This window comes from Oscillatoria sp. FACHB-1406, assembly GCF_014698145.1.
GTDB lineage: Bacteria > Cyanobacteriota > Cyanobacteriia > Cyanobacteriales > Spirulinaceae > FACHB-1406.
The window spans coordinates 126,474-151,962 of record NZ_JACJSM010000002.1 but is presented as its reverse complement, the minus strand read 5'-3'; the positions used below and the strand labels follow the sequence as shown (position 1 = coordinate 151,962).

The 25,489-nt window shown below is 47.9% G+C and carries 20 protein-coding genes and 13 tRNA genes; 18 read left to right on the top strand and 15 right to left on the bottom strand.

The features are described 5' to 3' along the window. Window positions 1–237: 237 nt before the first annotated feature. Both H6G50_RS03300 and thiL read left to right on the top strand, forming a co-directional pair. A complete protein-coding gene (locus tag H6G50_RS03300; RefSeq protein WP_190713264.1) occupies window positions 238–615 on the top strand; it encodes a hypothetical protein in 378 nt (125 codons plus the stop codon). 64 nt (window positions 616–679) lie between these two features. Next, window positions 680–1,672: a thiamine-phosphate kinase gene (gene thiL, locus H6G50_RS03295; RefSeq protein ID WP_190713262.1), complete on the top strand. Its 993-nt coding sequence runs from the start codon at window positions 680–682 to the stop codon at window positions 1,670–1,672. Window positions 1,673–1,800: 128 nt separating this feature from the next. On the opposite strand, the gene H6G50_RS03290 is transcribed toward thiL, so the two are convergent. Further along, window positions 1,801–3,654, bottom strand: coding sequence for a serine/threonine-protein kinase (locus tag H6G50_RS03290; protein WP_190713260.1), 1,854 nt, complete (start codon window positions 3,652–3,654; stop codon window positions 1,801–1,803). Between the two features lie 198 nt (window positions 3,655–3,852). After that, the gene (locus H6G50_RS03285; protein WP_190713258.1) at window positions 3,853–4,617 is read right to left on the bottom strand and encodes an HAD family hydrolase; all 765 of its coding nucleotides are present in this window, start codon (window positions 4,615–4,617) and stop codon (window positions 3,853–3,855) included. A gap of 56 nt (window positions 4,618–4,673) precedes the next feature. Between H6G50_RS03285 and H6G50_RS03280 the strand changes: the two genes are divergently transcribed. Continuing rightward, window positions 4,674–4,973, top strand: coding sequence for an antibiotic biosynthesis monooxygenase (locus H6G50_RS03280; RefSeq protein WP_190713256.1), 300 nt, complete (start codon window positions 4,674–4,676; stop codon window positions 4,971–4,973). A 7-nt stretch (window positions 4,974–4,980) separates the two neighbouring features. After that, window positions 4,981–5,850 (top strand): sugar ABC transporter permease, encoded by an 870-nt coding sequence (locus tag H6G50_RS03275; RefSeq protein ID WP_190713254.1) that lies wholly within the window; start codon window positions 4,981–4,983, stop codon window positions 5,848–5,850. Between the two features lie 114 nt (window positions 5,851–5,964). Here the strand turns inward: H6G50_RS03275 and H6G50_RS03270 are convergent. The 4 genes from H6G50_RS03270 to H6G50_RS03255 form a co-directional block, all read right to left on the bottom strand. After that, window positions 5,965–6,039 (bottom strand) — tRNA-Ile (locus H6G50_RS03270). A gap of 1 nt (window position 6,040) precedes the next feature. Beyond that, window positions 6,041–6,117, bottom strand: a tRNA-Leu gene (locus H6G50_RS03265). A 4-nt stretch (window positions 6,118–6,121) separates the two neighbouring features. Beyond that, window positions 6,122–6,195, bottom strand: a tRNA-Leu gene (locus H6G50_RS03260). Between the two features lie 5 nt (window positions 6,196–6,200). Next, a tRNA-Pro gene (locus H6G50_RS03255) sits at window positions 6,201–6,273 on the bottom strand. A 369-nt stretch (window positions 6,274–6,642) separates the two neighbouring features. On the opposite strand from H6G50_RS03255, the gene H6G50_RS03250 reads away from it, so the two are divergent. The 9 genes from H6G50_RS03250 (at window position 6,643) to H6G50_RS03210 (ending at window position 7,529) form a co-directional block, all read left to right on the top strand. Beyond that, window positions 6,643–6,702, top strand: a tRNA-OTHER gene (locus tag H6G50_RS03250). Between the two features lie 6 nt (window positions 6,703–6,708). Further along, a tRNA-Glu gene (locus H6G50_RS03245) sits at window positions 6,709–6,785 on the top strand. A gap of 2 nt (window positions 6,786–6,787) precedes the next feature. After that, a tRNA-Arg gene (locus H6G50_RS03240) sits at window positions 6,788–6,861 on the top strand. A gap of 91 nt (window positions 6,862–6,952) precedes the next feature. Then, a tRNA-Cys gene (locus H6G50_RS03235) sits at window positions 6,953–7,028 on the top strand. A gap of 9 nt (window positions 7,029–7,037) precedes the next feature. Then, a tRNA-Gly gene (locus H6G50_RS03230) sits at window positions 7,038–7,109 on the top strand. Between the two features lie 32 nt (window positions 7,110–7,141). Then, window positions 7,142–7,213 (top strand) — tRNA-Gly (locus H6G50_RS03225). An 85-nt stretch (window positions 7,214–7,298) separates the two neighbouring features. Further along, a tRNA-Arg gene (locus tag H6G50_RS03220) sits at window positions 7,299–7,371 on the top strand. A 4-nt stretch (window positions 7,372–7,375) separates the two neighbouring features. Further along, a tRNA-Ala gene (locus tag H6G50_RS03215) sits at window positions 7,376–7,447 on the top strand. A 5-nt stretch (window positions 7,448–7,452) separates the two neighbouring features. Continuing rightward, window positions 7,453–7,529, top strand: a tRNA-His gene (locus H6G50_RS03210). Between the two features lie 125 nt (window positions 7,530–7,654). Here H6G50_RS03210 and H6G50_RS03205 read toward each other — a convergent pair. The 6 genes from H6G50_RS03205 to H6G50_RS03180 form a co-directional block, all read right to left on the bottom strand. Then, entirely contained in the window at window positions 7,655–8,359 is a 705-nt protein-coding gene (locus tag H6G50_RS03205) for a heme-copper oxidase subunit III (protein WP_277882657.1), read from the bottom strand. A gap of 58 nt (window positions 8,360–8,417) precedes the next feature. Further along, window positions 8,418–10,112 (bottom strand): cytochrome c oxidase subunit I, encoded by a 1,695-nt coding sequence (gene ctaD, locus H6G50_RS03200; RefSeq protein ID WP_190713251.1) that lies wholly within the window; start codon window positions 10,110–10,112, stop codon window positions 8,418–8,420. 38 nt (window positions 10,113–10,150) lie between these two features. Continuing rightward, window positions 10,151–11,146, bottom strand: coding sequence for a cytochrome c oxidase subunit II (locus tag H6G50_RS03195; RefSeq protein WP_190713249.1), 996 nt, complete (start codon window positions 11,144–11,146; stop codon window positions 10,151–10,153). A 176-nt stretch (window positions 11,147–11,322) separates the two neighbouring features. Beyond that, entirely contained in the window at window positions 11,323–11,856 is a 534-nt protein-coding gene (locus H6G50_RS03190) for a chemotaxis protein CheW (RefSeq protein WP_190713247.1), read from the bottom strand. 105 nt (window positions 11,857–11,961) lie between these two features. After that, complete coding sequence (locus H6G50_RS03185) at window positions 11,962–12,327, bottom strand: response regulator (protein WP_190713244.1); 366 nt, start codon at window positions 12,325–12,327, stop codon at window positions 11,962–11,964. 125 nt (window positions 12,328–12,452) lie between these two features. Next, on the bottom strand, window positions 12,453–13,736 hold the full coding sequence (locus H6G50_RS03180; protein WP_190713242.1) for a response regulator: 1,284 nt from the start codon (window positions 13,734–13,736) through the stop codon (window positions 12,453–12,455). Window positions 13,737–13,986: 250 nt separating this feature from the next. Here H6G50_RS03180 and hmpF point away from each other — a divergent pair, with 250 nt between their 5' ends. The 4 genes from hmpF to H6G50_RS03160 all read left to right on the top strand — a co-directional run bounded on the left by hmpF (window position 13,987) and on the right by H6G50_RS03160 (window position 18,313). Continuing rightward, window positions 13,987–15,732 (top strand): pilus motility taxis protein HmpF, encoded by a 1,746-nt coding sequence (gene hmpF, locus H6G50_RS03175; protein WP_190713240.1) that lies wholly within the window; start codon window positions 13,987–13,989, stop codon window positions 15,730–15,732. Between the two features lie 80 nt (window positions 15,733–15,812). Next, window positions 15,813–16,766, top strand: a complete 954-nt coding sequence (gene hpsE, locus H6G50_RS03170; RefSeq protein ID WP_190713238.1) for a hormogonium polysaccharide biosynthesis glycosyltransferase HpsE — start codon at window positions 15,813–15,815, stop codon at window positions 16,764–16,766. Then, a complete protein-coding gene (hpsE, locus tag H6G50_RS03165; protein WP_190713236.1) occupies window positions 16,766–17,707 on the top strand; it encodes a hormogonium polysaccharide biosynthesis glycosyltransferase HpsE in 942 nt (313 codons plus the stop codon). Before hpsE (H6G50_RS03170) ends, hpsE (H6G50_RS03165) begins: the two co-directional genes overlap by 1 nt. 381 nt (window positions 17,708–18,088) lie before the next feature. After that, window positions 18,089–18,313 (top strand): hypothetical protein, encoded by a 225-nt coding sequence (locus H6G50_RS03160; RefSeq protein ID WP_199302686.1) that lies wholly within the window; start codon window positions 18,089–18,091, stop codon window positions 18,311–18,313. Window positions 18,314–18,419: 106 nt separating this feature from the next. On the opposite strand, the gene H6G50_RS03155 is transcribed toward H6G50_RS03160, so the two are convergent. Beyond that, window positions 18,420–22,925 (bottom strand): NACHT domain-containing protein, encoded by a 4,506-nt coding sequence (locus tag H6G50_RS03155; RefSeq protein WP_190713234.1) that lies wholly within the window; start codon window positions 22,923–22,925, stop codon window positions 18,420–18,422. Window positions 22,926–23,413: 488 nt separating this feature from the next. Here H6G50_RS03155 and H6G50_RS03150 point away from each other — a divergent pair, with 488 nt between their 5' ends. Beyond that, complete coding sequence (locus tag H6G50_RS03150) at window positions 23,414–23,638, top strand: type II toxin-antitoxin system HicB family antitoxin (protein WP_190713232.1); 225 nt, start codon at window positions 23,414–23,416, stop codon at window positions 23,636–23,638. A 47-nt stretch (window positions 23,639–23,685) separates the two neighbouring features. Here the strand turns inward: H6G50_RS03150 and H6G50_RS03145 are convergent, their stop codons facing one another. Both H6G50_RS03145 and H6G50_RS03140 read right to left on the bottom strand, forming a co-directional pair. After that, complete coding sequence (locus tag H6G50_RS03145; protein ID WP_190713230.1) at window positions 23,686–24,606, bottom strand: nucleotidyl transferase AbiEii/AbiGii toxin family protein; 921 nt, start codon at window positions 24,604–24,606, stop codon at window positions 23,686–23,688. Between the two features lie 20 nt (window positions 24,607–24,626). Then, window positions 24,627–25,226: a hypothetical protein gene (locus H6G50_RS03140; RefSeq protein ID WP_190713228.1), complete on the bottom strand. Its 600-nt coding sequence runs from the start codon at window positions 25,224–25,226 to the stop codon at window positions 24,627–24,629. Window positions 25,227–25,489: the final 263 nt, after the last annotated feature.

Sequence of the window (25,489 nt, the reverse complement as noted above, 5' to 3'; positions counted from 1 at the left end):
CCCTTCCTGGCTGAATGACGCAAGCTATTTTAGCAAAACCGCTTGGTTTGCGGGAACATTCGAGAAAATTTTTTTGTCGGGTTAGAATTTAAGCAGTTCGGTGCGATCGCGAAGCGCTCGAAGAAAGACACCGCGTCGTCAACTTCACTCAAAGCTTTAAAAGCTCTCCAAGCAAGGACTGGAAGCCATAAGGGTGGGAGTATGCCACAATAATAGGTAAACTGACAACGGTACGCTATGGATCCTACTAGCTCCTCCTTTATTTCTCTAGAACTGCCACAACCGCTCGCTCGCTCGCTCCAAGCCTACCAACAGCAACACGCGATCGATTCCCCAGCTTCGGCAATACTCAGCATTTTAGAACAATTTTTTGCCGCCCAGGGCAACAGTCCTGGCTATGCAACCCAAGAACAGTTACAGCAACTCGAGGCAAAAGTCGATCGCTTAACCGCCTCGATCGCATTATTACCTCCATTACCACCTCAATATCCCACAACAGCGAGCAATCCCGCTCCGCCTCCCCTACCTCGATCCTCAGCAACCTTTGCCTTTCTTTGTTCAGAGGATGATATTGACGACGAACCGGACGAAATTCTTTACGACTTTCAGGAATGAATTATAAATTATGAATGCTGAAGGGTGAATTACGAATTACGAATTACGAATTACGAATTACGGAATGAGTGTAATAACGGTAGGCGAGATTGGAGAACAAGGACTGTTGCAGCGCGTGCAGCGCTTTTGTCCGACGGAGGTTATCGGCGATGATGCTGCTATTATCGCCCTAACTCCGGGAAAATCCCTCGTCGTTACTACCGATGTTTTGGTGGAAAACGTTCATTTTAGCGATGCGACGACAACTCCGGAAGATGTCGGTTGGCGGGCGACGGCGGCGAATTTATCCGATTTAGCAGCGATGGGCGCTTCGCCGTTAGGGATTACTGTCGGTTTGGGGTTGCGGGGCGATATTGCCGTAAATTGGGTAGAGAGTTTGTACAAAGGACTGCAAGCTTGCTTAAAGTCTTTTAATACGGCAATTGTTGGCGGAGATCTCTGTCGTTCTCCTGTTATTACTGTTTCTATTACGGCTTTCGGGCAAGTGTCACCGCAGCAAGCGATACGGCGTTCGGGCGCGCGCGTGGGAGATGCGATTGTCGCGACGGGCTATCATGGGGCTTCGCGGGCGGGGTTAGAGTTATTGTTGCATCCAGAGTTGGGGCAAAATTTATCGGCGCGCGATCGCGATCTTTTCATTCTCGCTCACCAACGCCCAAAACCGCGATTGGATGTCGTACCGATTTTAACCGAACTCGTTGGCGGTAGAAGTGCGGGAATGGATAGCAGCGACGGGTTAGCGGATGCGGTGGTGCAAATTTGCCGCGCTTCGGGGGTGGGGGCAGAGTTGGATTTAAGCGCGATTCCCCTACCGCCGGGATTGGAAGGGTGGATGGGGCGAGAGCGGGCGTTAGAATGGGCGCTATACGGTGGCGAAGACTTTGAGTTAATTCTCTGTTTGCCCGAGGCGAGGGCAGCGCAATTGGTAGAAGGTTTAGGAAGTCCGGCGACGGTAATCGGTAAGATTGTCGCACATCGAGAGGTTATCGCGATCGATTCGCAAGGGAACATTCCCCGACAGGTTTTAAGTTTAGAGCGCGGTTTTCAGCATTTTTGAACCGTTTCTAACAGCTAGAAAAATCCTTCAACCTTTCACTTATCACTTTAAATTAATTGATAATTGCCTTTCCCGTAGAGACGTTGTATACAACGTCTCTACGCTCTAAAACTGCTATAAATCATCTATTAACTCGATTGCCAAATTTTAATTTTAGCATCATCCGCGCCACTAATTATCGTCTTTCCATCTGCTTTGAATTTAACAGAACGAACCCAACTGGTATGTCCTTCTAAGGTTTGTAACAATTCGCCCGTTTGAACCGCCCAAAGTTTGATAACATTATCCTGGCCGCCGCTGGCTAAAAGTTGACCATCCGGACTAAACGCGATCGCGAGAACCGTGTTGTTATGACCGATTAACGTTTGGAGCGAGTTTCCCGTTTCAACCTCCCATAATTTTATCGCGCGATCGGCACTGCCACTCGCTAAAATTTTTCCATCCGGACTAAAGCTCAGACAGCGAATTTGAGAGGAATGAGCGTCCTCAATATTTCGGGCTAAACCGCCTTCCACAAGATTCCAAACTCGAATATTGCAGCGCCAACCCGCGCTAGACAGATAGCGCCCATCCGGAGAAAAAATGACGGAATAAAACCAATCGCTATTCCCTTCCCGAGTGCCGATTAATTGACCCGATCGCGGATTCCATAGTTTCACCGTGTTATCATCGCTACAACTCGCTAAACTCGAGCTATCCGGACTAAACGCGATCGAACTAATTTGAGCTTTATGACCGAGAAGTGTGTGAAGTTTTGAGCCGGTTTTTGCATCAAAAATTTGAATCGTCTTATCGTTGCTGCAACTTGCAATTAATACCCCATCCCGGCTATAATCAACCCCTAAAACATGACCCGAATGTCCTTCCAATGTTTTCTCAATCTGTCCGCTTGCTAAATCCCAAACTCGAACGGTATTATCTTTCCCCGAAAACCAACTAAAAATATTCGCGCTCGCACTCGCAACTTTCTCTTCATCGGGGCTAAGTGCGACGGAAAAGATCGAACCTTTTGAACCGGAAAGGGTATTAATCGCTGCAAAATTAGGACGACGGGAAGAAGGCGCGATCGGGATTGGAGGAGACGAAGAAGAGAAGCTAGGGGCTGAACTTTCGGCTGCTAAATCTTCAAGGATTTCCTCTACCGAGCGATAACGCTCCTTTAAAGAATTGCACGCCATTTTATCGAGGATTTTCCCTAACTGTTGGCTTTTAAGTGGCTCGGTTAGGTACTGCCGCCAAATCCATTCTTCCTCTTGAATGTCGTAGAGATCGAAAGGAGAAATTCCCACCCACAAATGCAGGCAAGTCACCCCCAAACTGTAAATATCGCTCGCAAAGACGGCTTTACCTTTAAGTTGTTCGGGCGCAATATATTCGGCTGTGCCGATAACCGTTCCCGTTTTCCCTAAAGCCGTACTGGAAATTTTCTTGGCCGCACCGAAGTCTACCAAAAAAAGGCGATTATCCCAAGTCCGACGAATAATATTCTCCGGCTTGATATCGCGATGAATCACATCATTTTTATGAATAAATTGCAAGATTGGCAGTAATTCTAATAGGAGTTCTCGGACTGCTAGTTCGGAAAAGTTACCATCTCGCTCTAATTCAGCTTTTAAATTAATTCCGTCAATAAACTCCTGAATAATATACTGATAACCATCTTGTTCTAAATAAGCATAAAGATTGGGGATTTGTAGGTGCTGGCTTAACTGTTCGAGACGAATTGCTTCAGCAGCGAATAACTCACTCACTTTTAAGACATTTCCCGACTGCTCGGAGTAAAGCTGTTTAATAACACAGCGCGGTTTTGAGGGTTTTTGTTCGTCTTCTGCTAGGAAAGTGCGACCAAAACCACCTTGTCCGAGTCTGCGAATTGCCCGATAACGCTCGCCCAATAAAAGTTTACTGCCGCAATGGTTACAGAAACGATTGCGAGGAGAATTGTTCGGTTGCAAACATTGAGTATTCAGACAATAACTCATACTCATATCTAGTGAATTCTATTCAACAGCAGGGGCGAGGCAAGAAACGAGCGTTCTTATACCAGATTGATGTGAAGCTGCATAGAATGAAAAGTAGGGTGTGTTAGCGAAGCGTAACGCACCGCTATCCTGAGAATTTAGGAGAGTTGATTCTAGGCAACGTAATCTTAAATTGGTATTAATCATATATTAATCGTATCAAACGCCGTGCTGATGCAAATGCACGAGAGATTGCCAGTCTAGATAGCTTTTATCGAACGTTTCAAGCACCCCCGCGATCGCAGTACAGGGCCGATCGGGTTCTCCTAAATTATCCACCACTAATAACGCTTCTGCAAACTCTTGGTGTTGCGTGTAATGATTGACGGTAACAATCGACTTTAAACCCGCTGTTTTTGCTGCCGCAAATCCTTGGTAGGAATCTTCAAAAACCAAGCAATCTTTCGCGTCTAATCCCATCTTTTCGAGGACGTAGTAATAAATATCAGGAGCGGGTTTTTTCGAGGCGACGATATCGCCCGCTGCAATAACTTCAAACCAGTTAGGATCGAGGTGTTTTTCTAACAATCCTACTGCATTGGGGTAAGCACTGGTTGTCGCGATCGCTAAACGCACCCCTTGCGACTTTGCCTCTAAGATTAACCGCTTCACCCCCGGACGCAATGGAATTTCCCCGGCGGCCAACAATTCTTGATAAAATTTCGTTTTCCGCGCGTGCAATTTAGCGATAAAATCATCGAGATTTTCCCCAATCTGAAAATCGGGGCGGTATTGCTTCAAATAGGCGCGAATCCGTTCTTTTCCTCCCGCAACCTCTAACAACTCCCCGTATAATGAAATCGGCCAATCCCAATCCAAGTCTGCTTCCCTAAAAGCACGATTAAAGGCTAGGCGGTGTCCGTCTCGTTCCGTATCCGCCAGCGTACCATCCACATCAAAAATTAGCGCTTGTAGTTGCTCCATTGTCTCGATCGCAGTTCCTTATATCGCTCACTACTCATACCTCATTACCGCTCCTTATGTCCAATACAAACCTTCGCGTCGTTGCGCGCCTCTGCGCCTATCCCGATAAGATTGAAGAACTCAAAACCCTGCTGCTTGGACTTCTCGAGCCAACGCATCAAGAAGCGGGATGCGTACAATACGATTTGCTACAAAATCTCGACAATCCGACGGATTTCACCTTTGTGGAAGAGTGGGAATCAGAAGCAGCACTAGCATCGCATTTAGCAAGCGCCCACATCCAAACAGCGTTGCATCAAGTCCAAGGTTTAGTCGCGTCGGGGCCGAATATCGAGCGCTATCAACTGTTAGGATAAAACAAAAATGAAGCGTAGTGAATGGTTAGATCGCGACGGTTTTGCAGCTTGGCTTTTCCTAGCGCCTGCATTGCTATTGCTCGGAATTTTCCTGTTATTTCCGATTGTCTACTTAGTCGGTTTGAGCTTTACAACGGGAAGTTTTACCCAAGAAGGATTGCGGTGGATTGGCTTATTAAATTACCGTCGTTTATTGGCAGACCCGGACTTTTTACAAGTTATCGGAAATACTCTTTATTTTACCATCGCAACCCTCATTCCCAGCCTGGTAATTCCATTACTTTTGGCGGTACTGTTAAACGAAGCAATTGTATTGCGAGGTTTCTTCCGTTCGGCTTATTTCATCCCTTCAATTACCTCAATTGTAGCGGTGGGTTTGGGCTTTCGGTGGCTGTTTCAAGACGATGGCCCTGTCAATGGGCTGCTGAGTAAAATAGGCTTTGCAACGATTCCCTGGTTGAGTAGTACGGTTTGGGCGATGCCGGTTTTAATCCTATTAAGTACCTGGAAGCAAATCGGTTTTAATATGGTCGTTTTTTTAGCAGGATTGCAAGCTATTCCTCAATCGCGTTACGAAGCAGCAGAATTAGATGGCGCGAATGCGCGAGCGAAGTTCTGGCATATTACCTTACCGGGATTGCGTCCGACGTTAGTTTTTGCGGCGGTAACAACGGCAATTTTTACGTTGCGAGGTTTCGAGCAAGTGTATGCGATTACCGGCGGCGGACCGTTAAATTCGACCAATATTTTGGTGTACTATATTTATCAACAAGCGTTTGCGCTGTTCGATTTTGGCTACGCGGCGGCGGCGGCAACGATTTTACTCGCGATCGCGCTAATTTTGGTCTATTTGCAATTGAAGACTTGGCAAGATTAAGCAAACCCCAAATCGAGGTTAGAGCGGCAATTTTTGGTTGAAGCCAGAGCGCGTATCGAAGAATATTTAGGGGGAATTGCGCCTCAAACTTCACCCAATTAAAAGTTAAGATAGTACACCGAGCAGGAGTTGAACCTGCTAATAACACGCTTATCGGGCGTGCGCGTCCACCACTTCCGCCTTCGGTGCTTGGTACTCCCGACAGGATTTGAACCTGCACAATCTAGGCTCTCGACCTAGCACGTATTCCAGTTCCGTCACGGGAGCATAATACCCTTGGTGGGAGTCGAACCCACACAATCTGGTTTCTAAGACCAGCACGTCTGCCAGTTCCGTCACAAGGGCAAATGTCGGGATGGTAGGATTTGAACCCACGACTCCTTAGTCCCAAACCAAGGCTTCTGACCGCTGAATTACATCCCGATGCTTGTTACTACGGCTGTCGCTGTCATACTACAATCATACTCTAGAGTAATACAAGTTGTCAAGGGCATACTACAAATTATTGAAAACTGAGGAGGGCGATTTCGCTCGCGCCCGTTATCCCTTATTGATTCCAGGGAAAACCACATCCCGGCTCCCGATCGCTGTGCTGGGGGCAGACTTTCTGACTGGCGTGAGTGTCGCTACTTTCCCTTTCTTTTCCATCTGCCCTCCTACGGGAAAATTAGTTGTAGTATCTACTTGACATTCTGTAGTATGACAAGATATAAATGTAATATAGGTGCTACAGATGATTGCAAAGGTTCTGTAGTCACCCTTCTGAACCTAGACAACTCAATCGCCACCTTTGGGGGTGTAGCGTCGTGCGCCCGCTGCGAAAGCTCGTGGGTTCAAATCCCATCATCCCCGCCTTGTAGCATCGTGGACGACTAGAGAAGTCGCCGTGCCTCTCAAGCATGGAGAAGCGGGTGCAACTCCCGTCGATGCTTCCAATGAGGATGTAACTCAGATGGACAGAGTGCTTGTTTCCGAGACAAGCGGTCACAGGTTCGATCCCTGTCATCCTCGCTCCTGGGAACGAATTGGCATTACTTGCTCCGAAACCAACAAACGGACGGTTGCACCGATTGGGGTTCAATTCCCCACGTTTCCACCAAATCTCCAGGTCGCCAAGTGGGAAGGCGTTGGTTTGCAAAACCGACTATTCGTGGGTTCGATTCCCACCCTGGAGTCCAATCATTCTCGCGATCGTGGTGCAGTGGCAAGCACCCCTGGCTTCCAACCAGGAGACACGAGTTCGAGTCTCGTCGATCGCTTGAGGATGCCGTAAGGCAATCGCTCCAAAAAAGCGATCGTAATGTAGCGGCGAGCATCTGAGTGCGCCACACTCAGCGCATGGGTTCGAGTCCCATCGATCGCTCTTATAGTCCTGTAGCTCAACGGAAGAACAAGCCCCCTACAAGCGCTCTTGTTATAGTTTCGATTCCGATCGGACTACCAATCATGGGAGTGTCGCCTAATGGATAAGGCAACCGTCTTCTAAACGGTTCCATGCAGGTTCAAATCCTGCCATTCCTGCCTCGGGGTCGTAGCTTAATGGCGGAGCAAGTTCCTTGCAAGGACGAGGTTATCGGTTCAAGTCCGATCGACTCCACTGATGGTGCTTAAAGTCGAAGTGGTCGAGACACCAGCCTGTGAAGCTGGCTATTAGCGGGTTCGAGTCCCGTTAGGCACCCTTAAGATATTGAATAAGTCGTTTTTCTAAAAGCGATAAAACCCGATTTCTAACACCATATTTAGTGCAGAAATCGGGTTAATTGTCAAGGTTTAAATCGAGAGAAAAAACCTAGATTTTTTCGATTTAAAGATGGGTCAGAATGTAGAGCAAGGTAAACAAAACGACCCAAATTACATCGACGAAGTGCCAATAAATTTCCGCCATTTCCGGGCCGGTATGTTTAGTCGCATTATAGTGACCCATACGGCGCGATCGCCACAGAACCCCCAGCATTAACAACAGTCCCACAAAAACGTGCAGTCCGTGGAACCCCGTCATAAAGTAGAAACAGCTTGAAAAGATATTCGTAGACAAGCCATAACCGAGCGTCATGTATTCATAAGCCTGTCCGCCTAAGAATATCGCCCCCATCAAAATCGTGATGGCATACCACAACCGAAATCCTTTAACATCGTTCTTCTTCAGCGCAACATCGCCTTGGTGAATCACGAAGCTACTCGATACCAGAATAACGGTATTAATGGCCGGAAAGACGAGTTCGACTTCAGTTCCTTCCGGCGGCCAAACGGGGTGAGCGCCTCGATAAATTAAGTAAGAAGCAAAGAGCGCCAAAAACATCAAAGATTCAGACGCTAAGAAAATAGTTAGCCCTAAGAGTCGATAATCTTCGTGGGCTGAATGTTCGATCGCTTCTTGTTCGGCAGCCTCTGCCACCGCATCATTATTAGTAGTTTCTATCGCAGTTTGCATGACTTCTACTTCTTTAATCCTTAACTGAGATAAATTTGTGACAAGCGAGAATAAGTTAGATATTATCCCGCTTGTCAATCTTGAAAGTTATCGCCACAGACATTTGGGGGACGAACTAAAGAAAACTAACTAAGTTTTACTTCATTTCTTCCTTAACAGTCGCTAGCATTTCTGCAACTGATTGTTCGCTATCATCCATGACGGTATCTACGCCGTAATCGTAAGGCCCAGCCCACATGATCGGCTCTTCTTCAAAGTTTTCAATGGCTGGCGGAGAAGTGGTTTGCCATTCCAAAGTTAAAGAACGCCAAGGGTTGCGTCCGGCAATAGGACCTTTACTCCAACTCCAAATAATATTGACGATGAAAGGCAAAATCGAGAATCCCAAAATCATCGAACCATAAGTACAAATATGGTTAATCGATTCAAATTTGGGGTCGTACATCGCAATCCGGCGGGGCATTCCTTGCAAACCCAGTTCGTGCATGGGCAAGAAGGTTAAGTTCGTACCGATAAAGGTGAGAATGAAGTGAACTTTACCCAAAGGTTCGTTAAGCATCCGTCCGGTCATTTTCGGGAACCAGTGATAAATCCCCGCGTAGAGTCCGTAAACGGAACCGCCAAAGAGAACGTAGTGAAAGTGAGCGACGATGTAGTAGGTATCGTGAACGTGGAGGTCAAAGGGCGCAGTTCCGAGGGTTACGCCGCTCAAACCGCCCATTACAAACATCGCCAGCAAACCGACGGCGAACAACAAAGCGCTATTCAAGCGAATTTTACCGCCCCAGAGCGTCGCGACCCAACCGAAGATTTTTACGCCGGTCGGAACAGCAACAATGAGAGTGGAGATAGTGAAGAACATCCGCATCCAAGCCGGAGTGCCGCTGGTGAACATATGGTGAACCCAAACGAACAAACCCACGAAGCAGATGGCGAGACTGGAATATGCGATCGCTTTGTACCCGAAAATCGGCTTGCGAGAGTGGGTGGAGATCACTTCGGACATGATGCCGAAAATCGGCAAAATCATCAGATAAACGGCCGGATGCGAGTAAAACCAGAATAAATGCTGGTAAACGACCACATCGCCCCCGTTCTCCGGTCGGAAGAAGTTAGTGCCGAAGTTAATATCAAACAGAAGCAAGAATAACCCGATCGCGAGAACGGGAGTCGAAAACAGCGCCAAGGCTGAAGTTGCGACCATCGCCCACACAAAGAGGGGCAATTGATCCCACTTCATACTGGGTATTTTTAACTTCCAAATCGTCACCAAAAAGTTCAGCGCCCCCAAAATCGAGGAGGTTCCCACCGTAGCAATCGCGAGAATCCACAACGATTGGGCGTTGGGGTTGGTGATGCGACTGAGGGGCGGGTAAGAAGTCCAACCCGCTTGCGCGCCGCCCATAAAGATGCTAGCGAGCAGAAATGCACCAGCGGGCGGGTTAACCCAAAACGCGATCGCGTTGAGATTGGGGAAAGCCATATCCTTCGCCCCAATCATAATCGGAACCAGATAATTCCCAAAACCGCCAATTGCTGCCGGAACGACCCAGAAAAAGATCATCATCGTTCCGTGATTGGTCAAGAACGAGTTATAAACCGTCGGGTCTAGAACGTCGGGATCGGGCGTATACAGTTCCGCCCGCATAAACAACGCCATCATGCCTGCAATCAGGTAGAAGGCGAAGGAAAAAACGATGTATTGAATGCCGATGACCTTGTGGTCGGTGTTGTACCAGAAGTAGTGATACCATTTCCACTGTTCCGGGTGATGACCGTGACCGACATCAGCGGCGGGCGGCTTATCTAGAGGAATTTGTGCTTGTGCCATGAGTAACAATTATTTTCAACGGGAGCAAGTTTAGGAAATTAGTGCAACCGAGCGAGCATTTCGGCATCTACGCCTAAATCTTCGGCGTAGGGGGCCAGATATTGGGCATCCGTCATCTCTTTCGGATTGACCGCAACGTCGCGCGTGCTATCTGCCTGCTGCGCGATTTGATTTTCTTGAACCCATTTTGCGTAATCCTCTTCGCTGTGAACGATAACTTGAGTCCGCATCGCGCCGTGGTAAGCGCCGCAGAGTTCCGCACAAACGACGGGGTAGGTTCCGAGTTTAGTCGCGACGAAGCGCAATTTGCTGGTTTCTCCGGGTAGCGCGTCCTGCTTGATGCGGAACTGCGGCAACCAGAAGGAATGAATTACATCTTGGGCGGAAAGATTGAGTTGCACGTCCGTGTTGATGGGGACGTGGAGTTCGCCAGAAGTCACGCCGCTGTCGGGGTAGTTAAACAGCCAAGCGTACTGCAAGCCGGTCACGTTAACTTCTAGATCTGGGGCTAACTGTCCGAGTTCCGGTTTGCCGACGAGACCGTAACCGCTATTATCGACAGAGGCTTCTGCTTGGGCGAGCAAGTTTGTCGTTCCGGGCAGACTGGCGACCTGCGTGGGCGCGTGATGGTGGTGGTGGGCCATCGCCATGTTGCCTTTGGTATCGAAGCCGCCCATTTGGTTGTAAACTTGCACGCTGTAGAGACCCAAACCGATGACAATGAAGGCGGGGATCGCCGTCCAAAAAATTTCTAGGGAGAAATTTCCTTCAATTGGCGGGCCGTCGGTTTCGTCGCCCTTCTTGTGGCGAAATTTCACCAGAGCGAAGACGATCGCGCCTTCTACCACAATAAATAAGGCGGTAGCGATCCCGACCATGATGTTAAAGAGATCGTCAACGAGCGGCGCTTGTCCGGAGACTTGTTCGGGGAGAAGGTGGTTATTTTGTCCGACCCAGAAGCTAATCCCCGCGATCGCAAGTCCGGCGGTTAGGGTGAGGAGCGAGACGGGAACAGAGTCCTTTTCCTTTGCCATTTTGATAATTTTCCTCGGGTCAGGGTGTATAGATGGAGCGTCCTAACGTCTATCTAAACACTCATGTTAAGAAGTCTGACGGAAATTTTCTATACTCTAAAGATTTTGGCGGCTGTTGCAACATTCCTTAACGAGGCGCTCGGTTGGGGGGTGCGAGCTTAAAGTCATGTCTTCGCTCAAGCGGCCCAGCGGGCCGAGCGTAAAATTGCGCCTTGGTTGAGCAAGCGCAAAGGGGGGCGATCGAGTTCGCCCTCAAAAGACCACTCGCCCCACACGAAAGGAGCCATATGATTGGGAACGTTCGTAGGCCTTTGAATTTGAGCGACATCGAGCCATTGCATCTCGCCAATGCGATCGATCGCTAATCCCAGGATAATTTCTTGGTCTTCGAGGGCAATAATCGGGATTTCTTGTCTTTGGGTATTGAGCGCCACGGGATCTCCTAAAAATTGACCGAGATCGGCAACCCAAATCACTTGACCTCTCAAATTGATCGTTCCCAATAATAGCGGCGACGTATTGGGGATGGGAGTCAGGCGATCGGGGGGTTGGTTCATGACCTCCTTAATGCCGCTGGCCGAAAGAGCAAACTCGCTGCCCGAGGCGAGAAAAAAGCGCAGGTGTAACTCGCCTTCGGGGGTTTCTAAGCGTTCGATGTCGGAGGAGAGATCGGGATCGTTTCCTACTGTAAAACCTGGATTGCTGACCATAAGCTCAAATACGATTTCCAAGACGCGATTCAAAGAGACTGGAGGCGCAAAGTAGAGGCTCGCTCTAACTGCCGCAGCGATCGCCCGTCGTTCCTCGAACTCCCGTTACTTTCTCAGTAGCTGTTTGACGGTTCCGATTAATTCGGTGGGTTGAAAAGGTTTGGCGATGTAAGCGGCGGCTCCTTGCTTCAAACCCCAGTAGCGATCGAACTCTTCTCCTTTAGAAGAACACATAACGACGGGAATATGCTCGGTTTTTTTGTCGGCTTTAATGCGACGGCATACTTCGTAGCCATTCATTTGAGGCATGACAATATCCAACACTACAATGTCCGGAGTATAGTGTTGGAGTTTTTCCAAGGCTTCGACACCGTTACTGGCCACAGTCACCGTTAGCCCGCTATTTTTGAGCAGTTCGGAAATCATCTGTCGCTGAGTCACGCTATCTTCTACTACTAAAACTTTCCTCATAGCCCCCTTCCCGATACTACCCTTATGCTAAAGCTTGATATACTCCATTCGGTGTCGTCTGAGTGTTTACTCTATCTCAAGTATCTCTCATTTCCAATCAATCCTTCACCCCAGCCGAACGATAGTCACTCAGAGGGCAATACGGGCGGAGGCGCTATCTCGGGCAAGCCAATATATTTCTCGACGAGCATCAGTAATTCTTCTTCGCCAAAGGGTTTGGTGAGATAATCCGTCGCCCCGACTTGTCTGGCTCGCACGCGATCGATAAAGCCTTCTTTCCCCGTGAGAATAATAATCGGCGTACCGCGAAAGGTTTTTGAATTTCTGAGCATGGCGCAAATTTCGTAGCCGTCGAGGTTGGGCATGGCTAAATCGCAGAGAATCAGATCGGGCGGTTCTCTAAAGAGTTGGCTGAGCGCTTCGATCGGGTCGCAAAGCGCGCTGGCTCGATAGCCTTTCGGTACTAGCATATATTCGACGGTTTTGCCAATCGTCGTATCGTCGTCGAGACAAACAACCTGGGGCGCGCGCTGGTGGGGTTCTTGTTCTGAGGGGACGAGCAAGGGCGCAATTCCAAAGGGATCTGCTTCGCTCGCTGCGGTAGGCATTCCATCACAGCCATCAGACATCTGTATCCAGCCCTGTTGGATATAGGGATAAATGGCTCCGGACACAGCCAGTAATTCGCGGTTGAAGTAGCGAGAAAATTGACGGAGCGATGTTTTTCCGTCAGCCCAACTTTCGAGGTTCGCGAGGGTGGTTTCGGGCAAAATCTGTTGGAGCCGATCGCGATCCGTAACCACCGGACATTGATTGGGCGATTGAATCAGCGGATAAAATTGCTTCCACTGCTGGACTTGTTTGACAATTTTGGCGGTCAAAGGGCTAATTTCTAAACTGGTTAAGTGGGGCGCGAGGGCCGGACCCATTTCAAAGTTAAACGTTCCTTGGGGCAGATTGAACAGGTCGAAGAGTGTTTCTTCAATCGTATTTTTGATAATGTTTCGCGCTCGAGCGGGGGTGAGGATGCGGTTTTCCATTAACCCCCACAAGCAGGCGTATTCGAGCGGGTTGGCAGAAGGGAGCGGGACTTGGGTACTGTCGAGAGCGGATTCGACTTGGTAGAATCGCAGGTAGTCCCGCAGGCGCAGCAAATTGTTGTTACTGCGATCGGCGGCGTAGACAATGCGCCCATCGATCGCGAACACCAGCCAGAATCGTTCGTCGGGTTGCGGCGCAGGAGAAGGGTATCCAAAACCGCCCGAACTCAACAAGCTTCGATTCGACTCGGCGAGCGCTGTATTCGTCAGTCCGCTATGGGCTTCGACGAATAATTCTCCCGTGCGCTGACCGAGTTCAATCAGTTGCAGGATACTGCGGATATCGATTTCGTTAAGGGTTCCCTGCATACGAAGAATTGAAGGCGTTCTGAAGATCGGGTGAAACTAAAACTGAAAAAGTGACAGCAACCGTTGGCTGCAAATCCGGGAAATGCTAAATTGAAGATTGCGGCTCCTGCGAACGATCGCACATCCCACCGATTGAGTAAAATAAATCGTGCCGCTGCCTAAAGTAAATAACCGTCGGTGGTTGAAATCGCATCTTGTAAGTCATTATTGACGTATTAGGTATCCAGCATACATCAAGGGGATCGTCAGCGTGCTGTATCTTGCAGAAGTCAGAAAGCAAAAAGGTGGATTCATGGGCAAGGCAGCCACCGAGCTTAAGCTCTTGGCTTGCCAGCGCAACGATCGCACTTGGAGCGCGGTTCCAGGAGAGGAAATCGTCCCGGGCGAGGAAGTTGCGAGCTATGAAAATGGCGCTCTGGTTATGGTTGAGATCGGCGGCAACCGCATTCAGGGCGCGCCGAAACCGGGCGGGCCGAGCTTAGTCAGTTTGCTCGAGAATTTCTCGAAGTTGTTGGTCGGTCAAAAGGAGAAGGATGAGGAAATTGAGGCTTGGAATCAGTCGTTGACGATTCAAGCTCAAGAGTTGAATCAACGAGAAATGGAGTTGGAGGCGGAACTGACGCAACTCGAACAACTCCGCGAAGAAGTCCAAGGGGTTGAGGACAAGCTGCAAGCGGCAGACGCGGCGAAAGCCGAAGCCGATCGCCTACAAGAAGAACTCTCCCGCAAAACGAACGAACTCGAACAAGCTTGGGAACACCTGCGTGGCGAACAGCGCAAGCTTGAGGAGCAACAAGGCGAAGTTCAACCGGCAACCGGAGCGGCGTTGGATAGCGATCGCGCCGCTCGGCTTCTGGAATTAGTCTCCTATCTGGAAACGACGACGGGGGGAACGGAAGCGCTGCAAGCCGAATTGGAAGCGACCTTCGACCTCTTTAGCGAGCAGCAAGCCGACGTAGACGCGCAATGGCAGGACTTAGAAGCCAAACGCGCCCGCGCAACCGAAAGTCAAGCCGCCCTCGATCGCCAAGCTGAAGACCTCAGCAACCGCCGTCAGAAACTTCAGGAAACGACGGCTGCCTTCGAGGAGACTCGCAGCGCTTTACAGGAGAAGCAAAAAGCTTTCGCGATCGAACAAGAATCGCTGAAAGTTTTGCAGGAAGGTCAGCAAGCGACCCAAGCGCTCTACGAAATGCTCTCCCGCTTGGCAGCCGGTGCTGCTTCCAGCGGCAGCGAACAAGCCGTCGTCGATATTGCCGCTTTGGAAACAATGCCGCTGGGAGAACTTCAAGAAAAAGCGGATACTTTGCAGAAAGACCTATCACAAGTCGCGCAATTTGTCAACGAGCAAGAAGAAGAATTAACGGCAGAGCGGCAGGAAATTGAGGAGTTAGAGCAGAAATTAGGGAATGCGAGCGAGTACGATCGCATCAACCTGGAACAAGAACTGAGCGATGCGCGCGATCGCTATAAAATGCTCGATGCGGCTCTCGTGGATCAGCGGCGCGAAGTACAAGAACGCGAATCGATTTTAAGCCAGCACTTGCGCGTATTGCAACGGCGACAAGGAATTGCCGGAACCGATAGCGGCGAGGGCCAGCAAATCGACCTCAGACCGGTGCTAGCCAAGCTAGAAGCGCAGAAGGAACAGCAGCAGGAAAGCCTGCAAGCCAGCCAAGCGCGAGTCGAAGAAATGCGCGACAGCGTACAGCCTCTCGAGGCAACCCTAGCCGAACAAACGAGCGATCGCGATCGCCAGCAGCAAGAACTGCAACAGATCGAGGCAGACTGGTTGCAACAACAAATCAGTACCGCCGAACTCTGGGCCGCCGTCCATTGTACCCAAGAGATTTTACAATCCCTGCAAGATCGCGTCAGTCAAGCCAACAGCAAGCTCGATACCATTTCTGAGGCGAGCAATAGCGCTCGGGAAACCAGCGAATATCAGCGCCAAGCGATCGCGTCCCTGCGAGAAATTGTTGACAGCTTGACTTAAAAAATACTCTCATTCCGAGAGATTGAAACTAGAGTTGCTCGATTGCCAGCCTCAAACCTTGCTTGGAACCTGGAATAGCCATGATACCTCTCGACCTAACCGTTGCCATTCCGACCTACAACGGAGTAACGCGCTTACCCATACTCCTGGAGAAACTGCGCCAACAAGTCGAGACGGAATCGTTATCCTGGGAAATCCTCGCGATCGACAACAACAGCACCGACAATACCCTAGCCCTCCTCCACGAAGCCCAAAAAACCTGGCCCGCGCCTTCTTGTTTGCGGTTTGCCACTGAACCGCAGCAAGGTGCTGCCTTTGCCCGCATTAAAGCCGTTCGCGAAGCTCGGGGCGAACTTATTGGGTTTCTCGATGACGATACCCTTCCCGATCCCCACTGGGTAGCAGCGGCGGTTAACTTCGGGAAAACTCATCCTCGCGCTGGCGCTTACGGTTCTCGAGTGCGCGCCAACTATGAAATCGAACCCCCCGAAGGCTTCGATCGCATCGCCACTTTCCTCGCCATCGTCGAACGCGGAACCGCGCCCCACATCTACCAACGGCAGATGAAATTACTGCCCCCCTCCGCCGGATTAGTCGTGCGCCGTCAGGTTTGGCAGGATTGCGCGCCGAAAAAACCTTTTTTAACCGGGCGAACCCGCGAGTCGATTCTCAACAGCGAAGACTTAGAAGTCATCATGCACATTCAAAATGCCGGTTGGGAAATTTGGTACAACCCCGAAATGGAACTGTACCATCAAATCCCGCGCGATCGCCTGACGCGAGATTACCTCCTCTATCTCGTGCGCAGTACCGGACTCGCGCGCCACTACATCCGAATGTTACGCCTTAAACCCTGGCAAAGACCTCTATTATTTCCCCTCGGTCTCGCTCGAGATATCGGTAAAGCCACAATCTATTTTTTAAAACATCACCAACAACTCGATCGCGATACCGTTGCCGCCTGCGAAATGGAATTTTTACGCAGTAGTATTGTCAGTCCTTTTTACCTCTGGAAACAATCGTTAAAACGATAATGGATTTCACCGTAGCCATTCCCACTTATAACGGTGCTAGTCGCCTGAGCGAAGTCATCGAAAAACTGAAAGCACAGATTGGGACGGAAAATATTGCTTGGGAAATACTCGTTATTGATAACAACAGTAGCGATAATACAGCACAAATCGTCCAAGAATTTCAAACTCACTGGTCTTATCCCTTTCCCTTACAATATCATTTTGAACCCGAACAAGGCCTCGCTTATGCCCGCCAGCGCGCCATAAATGAAGCCAAAGGAACCTTTCTTGGATTTATCGACGACGATAATTTAGTCGCTCCGAATTGGGTGGCTGAAGCCCTGAGTTTTGGTCGAGAACATCCCCGTGCAGGTGCTTATGGCGGACAAATTCATCCCGCCTTTGAAGTCCCACCGCCAGAAAATTTTGAGAACATAATCGGTTTTTTGGCTATCCGAGAACGCGACACCCAGCCCCAACAATACAACCCAAAAATATTAAGTTTGCCACCGGGAGCCGGATTAGTCGCGCGCGTTCAGGCTTGGCGCGAATGCTTTAGTAAACCCTCATTATTTGCAGGCAGATTGGGGAAATCGATGGTCGGCGGCGAAGATTGGGAACCGTTGATTTATATGCACAAAGCCGGTTGGGAAATTTGGTACGCTCCTAACCTCCACCTCGATCATAAAATTCCAGCAAGCCGACTCAGCGAAGACTATTTACTCTCCTTAATTCACGGCTCTTGTTTGTGCTTTTATCCCCTGCGTTTGCTGCAAGCAAGCCCGACAGAGCAGCCCGCCCTTTTAGCGCGTACCGTCCTTGGAAATTGGCTAAAAGCTGCGTCTTATTATCTCAAAAATCGCCGCAAACTTAAAACTGATTTAGTTGCAAAATGCGAGTTACAAATTTATTGGAGTCGCGCCTTGAGTCCGTTTTACTTTTTTAAACAGCGGTATTTGTAAGCATTGAATTTACTTTATCTAGATTGCCAACTCTTTCATCGTACATTTAAGCAAATTATTTGTATGAGATTGTTAATTGCAGTTATAAGGTACAATTACAAATTTTAATTCACAAAACTCATACCAATTTAAGATTGCGTTGCCTAGAATCAACTTTCCTCAATTCTCAGGATAACGGTGCGTTACGCTTCGCGCTCCACACCCTACTTTTGATTTTATGCAAAGCAAACATTTTGTAGGATGGGCAGCGCCCACCAGCTAGAACTTTCAGCCTTTAGAAACGTACCTTCACGTATCAAGTAGCGCTATAATTGTCGATATCGATCTGGAGTTATCGACAAGATACTGACCCCCTATGCTGCTGTTTTAAAAGGAGATCGTTTGGAATGGATTGACGAGCAACCGGGATCCCAAGAGCGTATCTTTAAAGTTCATGTGACTGTCCTTGAAGAAGTCTCTGGCTCAGAGCGGAAATCTCAAGGAGCTAAAATGGTTGAAGCTTTGAAAAAATTGGCTGAAATTGCTGATGCAAGTTCTATTAACGATCCGGTAGCATGGCAGCGAGAAACTAGGCGCGATCGCGTACTATTTGAAGGTCTTGAATAGTGTTACTCGATAGCAATATTATAATTTACGCAGCGCAGCCAGAATATCCTCAATTGCGGCAGTTCATTGCAGAGCATTCTGCCTTAGTTGAAGTTTAGCTTTACTATTAGATCTGTATCTCGTCAGATAAGTTTTCTGTTGCGCCCAAAGCTTTTAGGTCTGCAATTTCACCATTGCTCAATCCTTTAATTCCTGTAATATTCAGGTTTGCATAAGATTTATTACTCATTGTCTTTAAACATTGTACCGTTTCGATATCCCAAACCTTCAGGGTTTCATCAAAGCTACCGCTGACTAAAGTGCGATCGTCCGAGCAGAGCGCGATCGCGCTTACCATATTCGTATGTCCGTGCAATGTCGCTCGGCATTCTCCCGTTGCAATATCCCAGATTTTAATCAGAGAATCCTGACTGCCACTCATTAAAGTTGAGCCATCGGAACTAAAGATAATCGAACTGATTCCGCGCGTATGTCCGCTTAAAGTTTTGATACATTGACCCGTCTGCGGATTCCAAAGTTTGATAGTTTTGTCGTCGCTACCGCTAGCTAGAATTGTTCCGTCAGGGCTGAAAACTACTGATAAAATTCTTTCGGTATGTTCCCTCAACGTCATCAAGCAGATCTTTTGGGAAATATCCCATAATTTTACTGTTCGGTCTTCGCTACCGCTAGCTGAGATTCTACCATCGGGAGAAATCGCGATCGACCAAATCCAATCTGTATGTCCCTGTTCCTTATCTTCTTTTAAGCTAATCCAACATTCTCCAATACCATTCTTGAGATTCCACAGTGTAAATCCTCGATGACCACTACCAACAGTAAGAAAAGAATTATCAGGGCTAAGGACTAATGAATTGACAGAGCAACCATCTATACACAACATTTTAACAGGTTGTTTACTTTGTAGATTCCAGAGTTGTATTGTTCGATCGTAGCTTCCACTTAAGAGCATTCTTCCATCTGAGCTAAGAGCAATTGATTGCACTCTACTTTTATGACCGATTAGAGTTTTAAAACATTGTCCCTTACGGATATCCCAAAATCGGATAATCGCTTGTTCGTCTCCAGTAATAATTGTTGTGTCTTCTGAATTGATGACTAGAGTTCGGATAGAACTCAATCGTCCCCGTACAGTTTTGAGAATTTTTCCGGTTTCTAAGTTCCAAAACTTGACTGTGCGATCGTCGCTACCACTTGCTAAAATATTCGTCTGGGGTGCTATGGCAATTGCTCTTACAGGATTGCTATGCGCTTCTATAGTTTTGAGACATTCTCCCGTCTGTACTTTCCACAATTTAACCGTACAATCGTAACTGCCACTTACTAAAGTTTCTCCATCCGAAGTGAAAGCAATAGAGCGTATTCTATGAGTATGACCTGCCAATGTTTGTAAACAACTACCACTCGCTATATCCCAGAGCTTAATTGTAAAATCAGTGCTGCTGCTTGCTAAAGTTTTCCCATCCGGACTGAAAGTTACGGCTCTAACTTTACCTGTATGTCCCTCTAATGTTCTTACACATTCACCCGTTATAGGATTTAACAGTTTGACAGTTTTATCATTACTTCCAGTCGCTAAAATCTTTCCATCGGGACTAAAAATTAAAGAGGGTGTACCTGTAGGAGCGCCGTACAACGTTTTTGAACATTCTCGGCTTAGGATATCCCACAATTTAATTGTTTTATCTCGGCTGGAACTCGCTAAAATTGTCCCGTCGGGACTAAAGGCTACTGAATTTACTCGTTTTGTATGTCCGCGCAAAGTTTGCAAACACTTTCCAGTCTTAACATCCCATAGCTTAATCGTGCGATCGAAACTCCCACTTGCTAATATTTTGCCATCAGGACTAAAGGCAACAGATCGCACCCAGTCCGTGTGTCCATTTAACCTCAAAACTTGTTGACTACCCGAAACTTGCCAGACATTGATTTCACAATTTGAATCGCCCGTTGCGAGTAGTTCGCCATCGGGACTAAAAGCTACTGTAAAAACGGCTCCAAACGTCTTGGGAAATATCGAATGAGCAAGATTTGCACCAGAAAAATTCGTTCCACGAAGGCTAGCATCAACTAAATCTGCCCCTAAAATAATGCAATCGCTAAAATCGCCTCCGACTAGCGCCGAAGAATTGAGTTTCACCAACAAAGTAGCCGCATTTCCTCCCACATAACCGACTTCTTCCTCGGTTTTGCCCCGCGTTGCGCGAATTGTTTCTAATAATCTTTCCGTCGTCGTTTCTCCGGGTTCCAACATGGGTAAAAGCAGGGCGAGGACGGCGGGAGTTAGGGGCGTTTTGCCGAAAGTTTCGCAGAGAGTCGCGAATCGATCCCCCCAACCCCCCTTACTAAGGGGGGCTATTGAGTTTCCGGTTTGATTACTAAGGGAGACTATTAAGTTTTCGGTCGTACTAATATCGGTTAAATTGCCTTGGCTTCCTCCTTTAACAAGGGGGGACTGATGGGGGATAAATTCAGCAAAATCAGCAGCTAATACTCCTAATTCAGCAGCGAATTTGTAGGCGACGAAAAACTCTAATAAGGAACGATGGGCGGGACTATAATCGCCTTCGGCGTTGCGAATTAGCATCGTTTGCCCCATCATGTCGTAGTGCCAATGGTCGAGATCTTTTTGCTCTTCTAAGTTAAATAAACGGCACAAGCGATCGGGAAAGTCGCGATAATTTAAGCTCATTCGGTCTGTTGAGAGCATTTCCCAGGAGAGTTCGCAGAGGAAATAGAGCTTATCCGCCATTGAAGTGAACGTGCGCTCGGATTTAATATCCCGTTCCATTTTGCGCCGCACGGCATAAAGGTAAACGCGGGAAATATCTACGGGTTTGCCGCTTTCAATCTCCGGTAAGGCTTCTAAAATCAGTTCTATCATCACCGGGCGGCGTGCGAGATCCAACAGTTCGGGATTGCCCATGACGCGCTCGACGGTTGCGGGGTTGGCGCGATGGGAGAGGACTTGGCGGATTTGCGCGTCGTCGAATTTTTCCAGTTCGAGGACTTCAAATCGAAGCGTTTCGCCGGTAAGGGCGGCAGCAGAGGCTTGCAGTTCTGCCCCAAGCAATCTGCGTCCTTCCAGGGATTCGGGAAAGTGTTCGGTGCGGCAGGTGAGAATGGCTTTGGCTCCGGGAACGATCGCGCGTGCGAGTTCCCAGAAGTTATTAATCATCTCTTGTTTGTCGATTCTTGCCGCCATTTCGTCGAATCCGTCGAAAATCAGCAGTAATTTCCCCATGCGGTTCAGTTGCACGAAGGCGGAATAGTTGGGAATCGGGATTTCGTGTTTGCGGAAGAAGAATTCGGAGAAGAGAGATTCGACGCTGACGGCTTTGGCGTAGTCGCGCAGAGGAATGACGAGGGGAAGGCGCGGGCGTTCGACTCCGCGTTTTTTGGCTTCGAGGTATTTTTGCAGGGCAGTCCAAGCGTAGTGGAGGACAAACCAGGTTTTGCCGGTGCCGAATTCGCCGAGGACGGAGAGGTGTTCTTTGGCGGGATCTGCGAGCCAAAGATCGATGTAACCGTTAATCCAGCCGTCGCGCTCGTCGTAGCGACTTTTGCCGAGGGGCTGTTGGGTGAGGGGATCGATTTCGTCTTTAGTGCAGGCGAGGGGGACGTAAAGTTTGTCGATGCGCCGAGATTGGATTTGTTCTTCCAGCCAGCGGATGTAACCGTCGAATTGGGCGGCTTCGTCGAGGAGTTCGTCGAAGGTGTAGCCGAAGAGCTCTTTGTGTTCGGGTTTGTCGAGTTCGTCGCGGACGGCGCGACTGATGCGGCGTTGGGCGACAAGCCACGCTTCGTCGGTTTTGTGGGTTTCCATGCCTTGGCGCAGGGCGAGGAAGTCTTTGAGGGTAGCTTCGCTTTCGACTCCACGCACGAAAATGCGATCGAATCTTCTGCGCCCGGGAATGTTGAGAATCCATTCAAAGTGGCTGTCGCCCCAGCTTTCGTAGGGTTCAAAGTCGTAGCGAAGCGCTTCAAACCAACCGCGCATTTCGCGGGCGAGTTGGGATTCGCGCGCGGGGGCGGGCGGAAGACTGGCTTGATAGGTTTGGGCGAGTTGGGCGAGTTGGGTTTGAATTTGGGCGGGGTTGAGTTGTTCTAGTTGGTTGCGGAGGTGGGCGATGTCTTGTTGGAGGTTTTGGAGTTGGCGCGTTTGTCGGGTGGTGGCGCGATCGCGTATTGTATCGGTTAAGGTGCGCGATCGCATTGCCACTTGAATAAACAAGGCGCTAAACTCAGCCAGTTCCCGCCGATAGTCGAGATTCTGCGCTTGAATTTCTCTCCCAACGGGCGATGTTTCGATAAATTCAGCACTCGTTTCGAGCAAAAGGTTGGGGTTATCGCGCTCGAAGGCTTGTTGAAAGGCAGCCTTAATCGTGTTGTGGCGAAAAAGCTCGAGGATGGCTTTGGGTTTGCCGGTTCCGTAGCTATATTCGATAAAGGTATAGGCATAAACGCCTTCAAAGGTATCGGGCGGTTCGTTGGGTTTGAGGTTGAATTTGTGGAGAAGTTTGAGGATGCCTTCGTTGCGTTGGGCTTGACTTTTGGCGGCATTCAATCCGGCGGTAATAAATTCGTTAATAATATTGTCGATGATAAGCATACTTGGTTAAAATAAAGGTTTGCTGTAACCCTCGCACCCGATGAGGCGTAAAGATAAAACACTCTACAATAGACCTACAAGCTTAACCTTTCGGCTTCCGGAATGCCTAGGAAAATTCGGGATTTAAAAAAACTTTCTCTGCTAGTTGCTTAGAAACTTTCGTTTTTTTTCATCCTCCGACTTATACAAGTTCCCAGTCCCGATCGCGAAATTTTATAGCGCTACTTGCCCGATCGTGAGCGGCACTAAAAGCTGAAAGTCTTGATGGGTGGGCATTGCCCACCCTACTACATTGACAAGCTTAATTTTGTAGGTTGGGTCAAGCGAAGTGCGACCCAACAAAAGCTTATGGATGTTGGGTCTCGTTCCTCTACCCAACCTACAATTATCCCCAATTTTAAGCTTGTCAATGTACTACTACCTACCGAATGTCCTATACCAGTTTCTAGTCAATGCTGCGTTGAAACAATTGCAGGGCAAAGAAGGAAATGACTCAGATTAAATACCAGGTTAAGATTATTTGGTCTAATGAGGATAATTGTTACGTGGTGGAATTACCGGAGTTTTCAACGGAAATTCAGCGCTACTTTACTCACGGTAAAACCTATGAGGAAGCATTGAAGAATGCTCGAGAGGTTCTGGCTTTACTCATTGAAAGTTATCAAGCCGAGGGGCGAATATTACCGGAACCACAAACTCTGCAAGTTGCTTAGAAACTTTCATTTTTTTTTATGCCCTCCTAACTGACGCGATCGCGAGTTTAATCCAACAAGCCATCAAAGAAGACTCTCTTATTCCGGGCGGCTTTAGGAAGCTTAGCCAACACAGTTTTATCTAAACCCGCCCCTTCTAAAGCTGCTTGGAATTCTGCTAAAAATTGAGATAGCTCTTTTGGTATCTTATCGGCATTGGTAATATTCTCAGCCCGTTCGGAGTACCAACTTTTTTCATTTCGCCAATCTTCCCAAGTTTCATCAATCGTCTTATAGACGAATAACTTAGCAAGTTTGTAATTGAAAAAATATTCTAGTTTTTCTTTATTCACCTTATCGACGTGGCACTCGTTAACCAGCGCTTGCAAGGTTGCGGTTAAGGCTTTTTCATCAAAATCGGGATGTCGAACTAAATACATTAGATCGAACAAGTCTTTAAATCGCGGTCTGACTAAAGTTTGATGGATTTTCCAAGAGACTTGTAAGCTTAATGGGACTGTATATGGAACGATAAACGCATCTCCTTCTAGCGGTTCGTAAATGAGCGGAATAGGCGATTCTTCAATCTCTAAATTAAACGATACATCCAAGCTAAATTCAATCTCTACTCCGTTTACCCAACATAGCAAGTCTGTATTAGCCGTAGGAAAATCGTCTGCCATCGCATAGTCAATTCTGCGCCAAAATTCATTTTCCTTAAAGCTTCTGTATTGTACGCCGTCGTTTGATTCGAGTTCTGTTACTGCTGTTACCCACTCATTTAATACATCTCTTGCGGTATTTGCATCGTTCAACGGATGCAAATAAACCCAATCTAAGTCGGCTGGAATTCTGTCGTTTGGGTCGAAAAAATACTGACGAGTGACATAGCTACCTTTGAGCATAAAAGGGAAATTAACTTGAGAAGCTCTCCGAATAAAAGCTTCGTGAGCTTTCAGTTCGATAAGTTGTTGTTCTGTTAGTACCATTGTTGAGATTGTTTGAGAAATTACTGAGGAAGCCAACCGTTATCTAAAAATTTATTATTGTCGTAAACGCAATACTCGGATATTTGTTTCAACAAGCTCCATCCGCCCGATTGGAGTTCTCCGAGTAGGGCTGCAATTCTGTTTTCAAATTGGCTTTTACTGCCAAACTCTCGTAAGGTTATAAAGCGAGTCTTCGGTTCTCCGGCTAATGAGTTCCGCGATAAATGTACTTGATGGCTTTCGCAGAGGAAATGTAATTTTTCAACTTGAGTGTAATCGATTTTGCCATGCCATTCAAAATATCGCTCAAAGGTTGAAACGCTATCTTGAAATAGTTCGGAATGAGAGGACGGGATTTCAATTTTAAGCCGCGCGATCGGGAAGTTTTGCGCTGTTAGAAGATTTGATAGTTCTGTTGCTACGAAAAAAACAAAATTGAGGTCATTGGCAATAATTTCTTGGGTTAACATCGGTTGTTTGAGATGTTCGCCTCGTGCGAGTTCGATGGTTAAGGCTTTAGCCCCGTTTGCGGAACAAAAATGGATAAATTCAGTTTGACGACTAAGGGGCAGGTCAATCGTTGTCAGATGAAACTCAAAAGGAATAGATCTATCGAGCATGAGTGTTTTCGCCTTTTATTAGAGCGGGACTCATTAACTATTCTTTCTAGATTATACCAATTTTATATAACTTTGCATAGATTATATGACTCTGAAGTACCCGTACACATAATGGTGCGTTACGCTTCACTAATACCAATTTAAGATTACGTTGCCTAGAATTAACTCTCCTAAATTTTCGGAATAGCGGTGCGTTACGCTTCGCTAACACACCCTACTTTTCATTCTATGCAGCTTCACATCAATCTGGTATAACGCACCCT

Bases quoted from the DNA above. Each gene is read 5' to 3' on its own strand.
- H6G50_RS03300 (WP_190713264.1), top strand. From the start codon at position 238: ATGGATCCTACTAGCTCCTCCTTTATTTCTCTAGAACTGCCACAACCG.
- thiL (WP_190713262.1), top strand. From the start codon at position 680: ATGAGTGTAATAACGGTAGGCGAGATTGGAGAACAAGGACTGTTGCAG.
- H6G50_RS03290 (WP_190713260.1), bottom strand. From the start codon at position 3,654: ATGAGTTATTGTCTGAATACTCAATGTTTGCAACCGAACAATTCTCCT.
- H6G50_RS03285 (WP_190713258.1), bottom strand. From the start codon at position 4,617: ATGGAGCAACTACAAGCGCTAATTTTTGATGTGGATGGTACGCTGGCG.
- H6G50_RS03280 (WP_190713256.1), top strand. From the start codon at position 4,674: ATGTCCAATACAAACCTTCGCGTCGTTGCGCGCCTCTGCGCCTATCCC.
- H6G50_RS03275 (WP_190713254.1), top strand. From the start codon at position 4,981: ATGAAGCGTAGTGAATGGTTAGATCGCGACGGTTTTGCAGCTTGGCTT.
- ctaD (WP_190713251.1), bottom strand. From the start codon at position 10,112: ATGGCACAAGCACAAATTCCTCTAGATAAGCCGCCCGCCGCTGATGTC.
- H6G50_RS03195 (WP_190713249.1), bottom strand. From the start codon at position 11,146: ATGGCAAAGGAAAAGGACTCTGTTCCCGTCTCGCTCCTCACCCTAACC.
- H6G50_RS03190 (WP_190713247.1), bottom strand. From the start codon at position 11,856: ATGGTCAGCAATCCAGGTTTTACAGTAGGAAACGATCCCGATCTCTCC.
- H6G50_RS03185 (WP_190713244.1), bottom strand. From the start codon at position 12,327: ATGAGGAAAGTTTTAGTAGTAGAAGATAGCGTGACTCAGCGACAGATG.
- H6G50_RS03180 (WP_190713242.1), bottom strand. From the start codon at position 13,736: ATGCAGGGAACCCTTAACGAAATCGATATCCGCAGTATCCTGCAACTG.
- hpsE (WP_190713238.1), top strand. From the start codon at position 15,813: ATGATACCTCTCGACCTAACCGTTGCCATTCCGACCTACAACGGAGTA.
- hpsE (WP_190713236.1), top strand. From the start codon at position 16,766: ATGGATTTCACCGTAGCCATTCCCACTTATAACGGTGCTAGTCGCCTG.
- H6G50_RS03155 (WP_190713234.1), bottom strand. From the start codon at position 22,925: ATGCTTATCATCGACAATATTATTAACGAATTTATTACCGCCGGATTG.
- H6G50_RS03150 (WP_190713232.1), top strand. From the start codon at position 23,414: ATGACTCAGATTAAATACCAGGTTAAGATTATTTGGTCTAATGAGGAT.
- H6G50_RS03145 (WP_190713230.1), bottom strand. From the start codon at position 24,606: ATGGTACTAACAGAACAACAACTTATCGAACTGAAAGCTCACGAAGCT.
- H6G50_RS03140 (WP_190713228.1), bottom strand. From the start codon at position 25,226: ATGCTCGATAGATCTATTCCTTTTGAGTTTCATCTGACAACGATTGAC.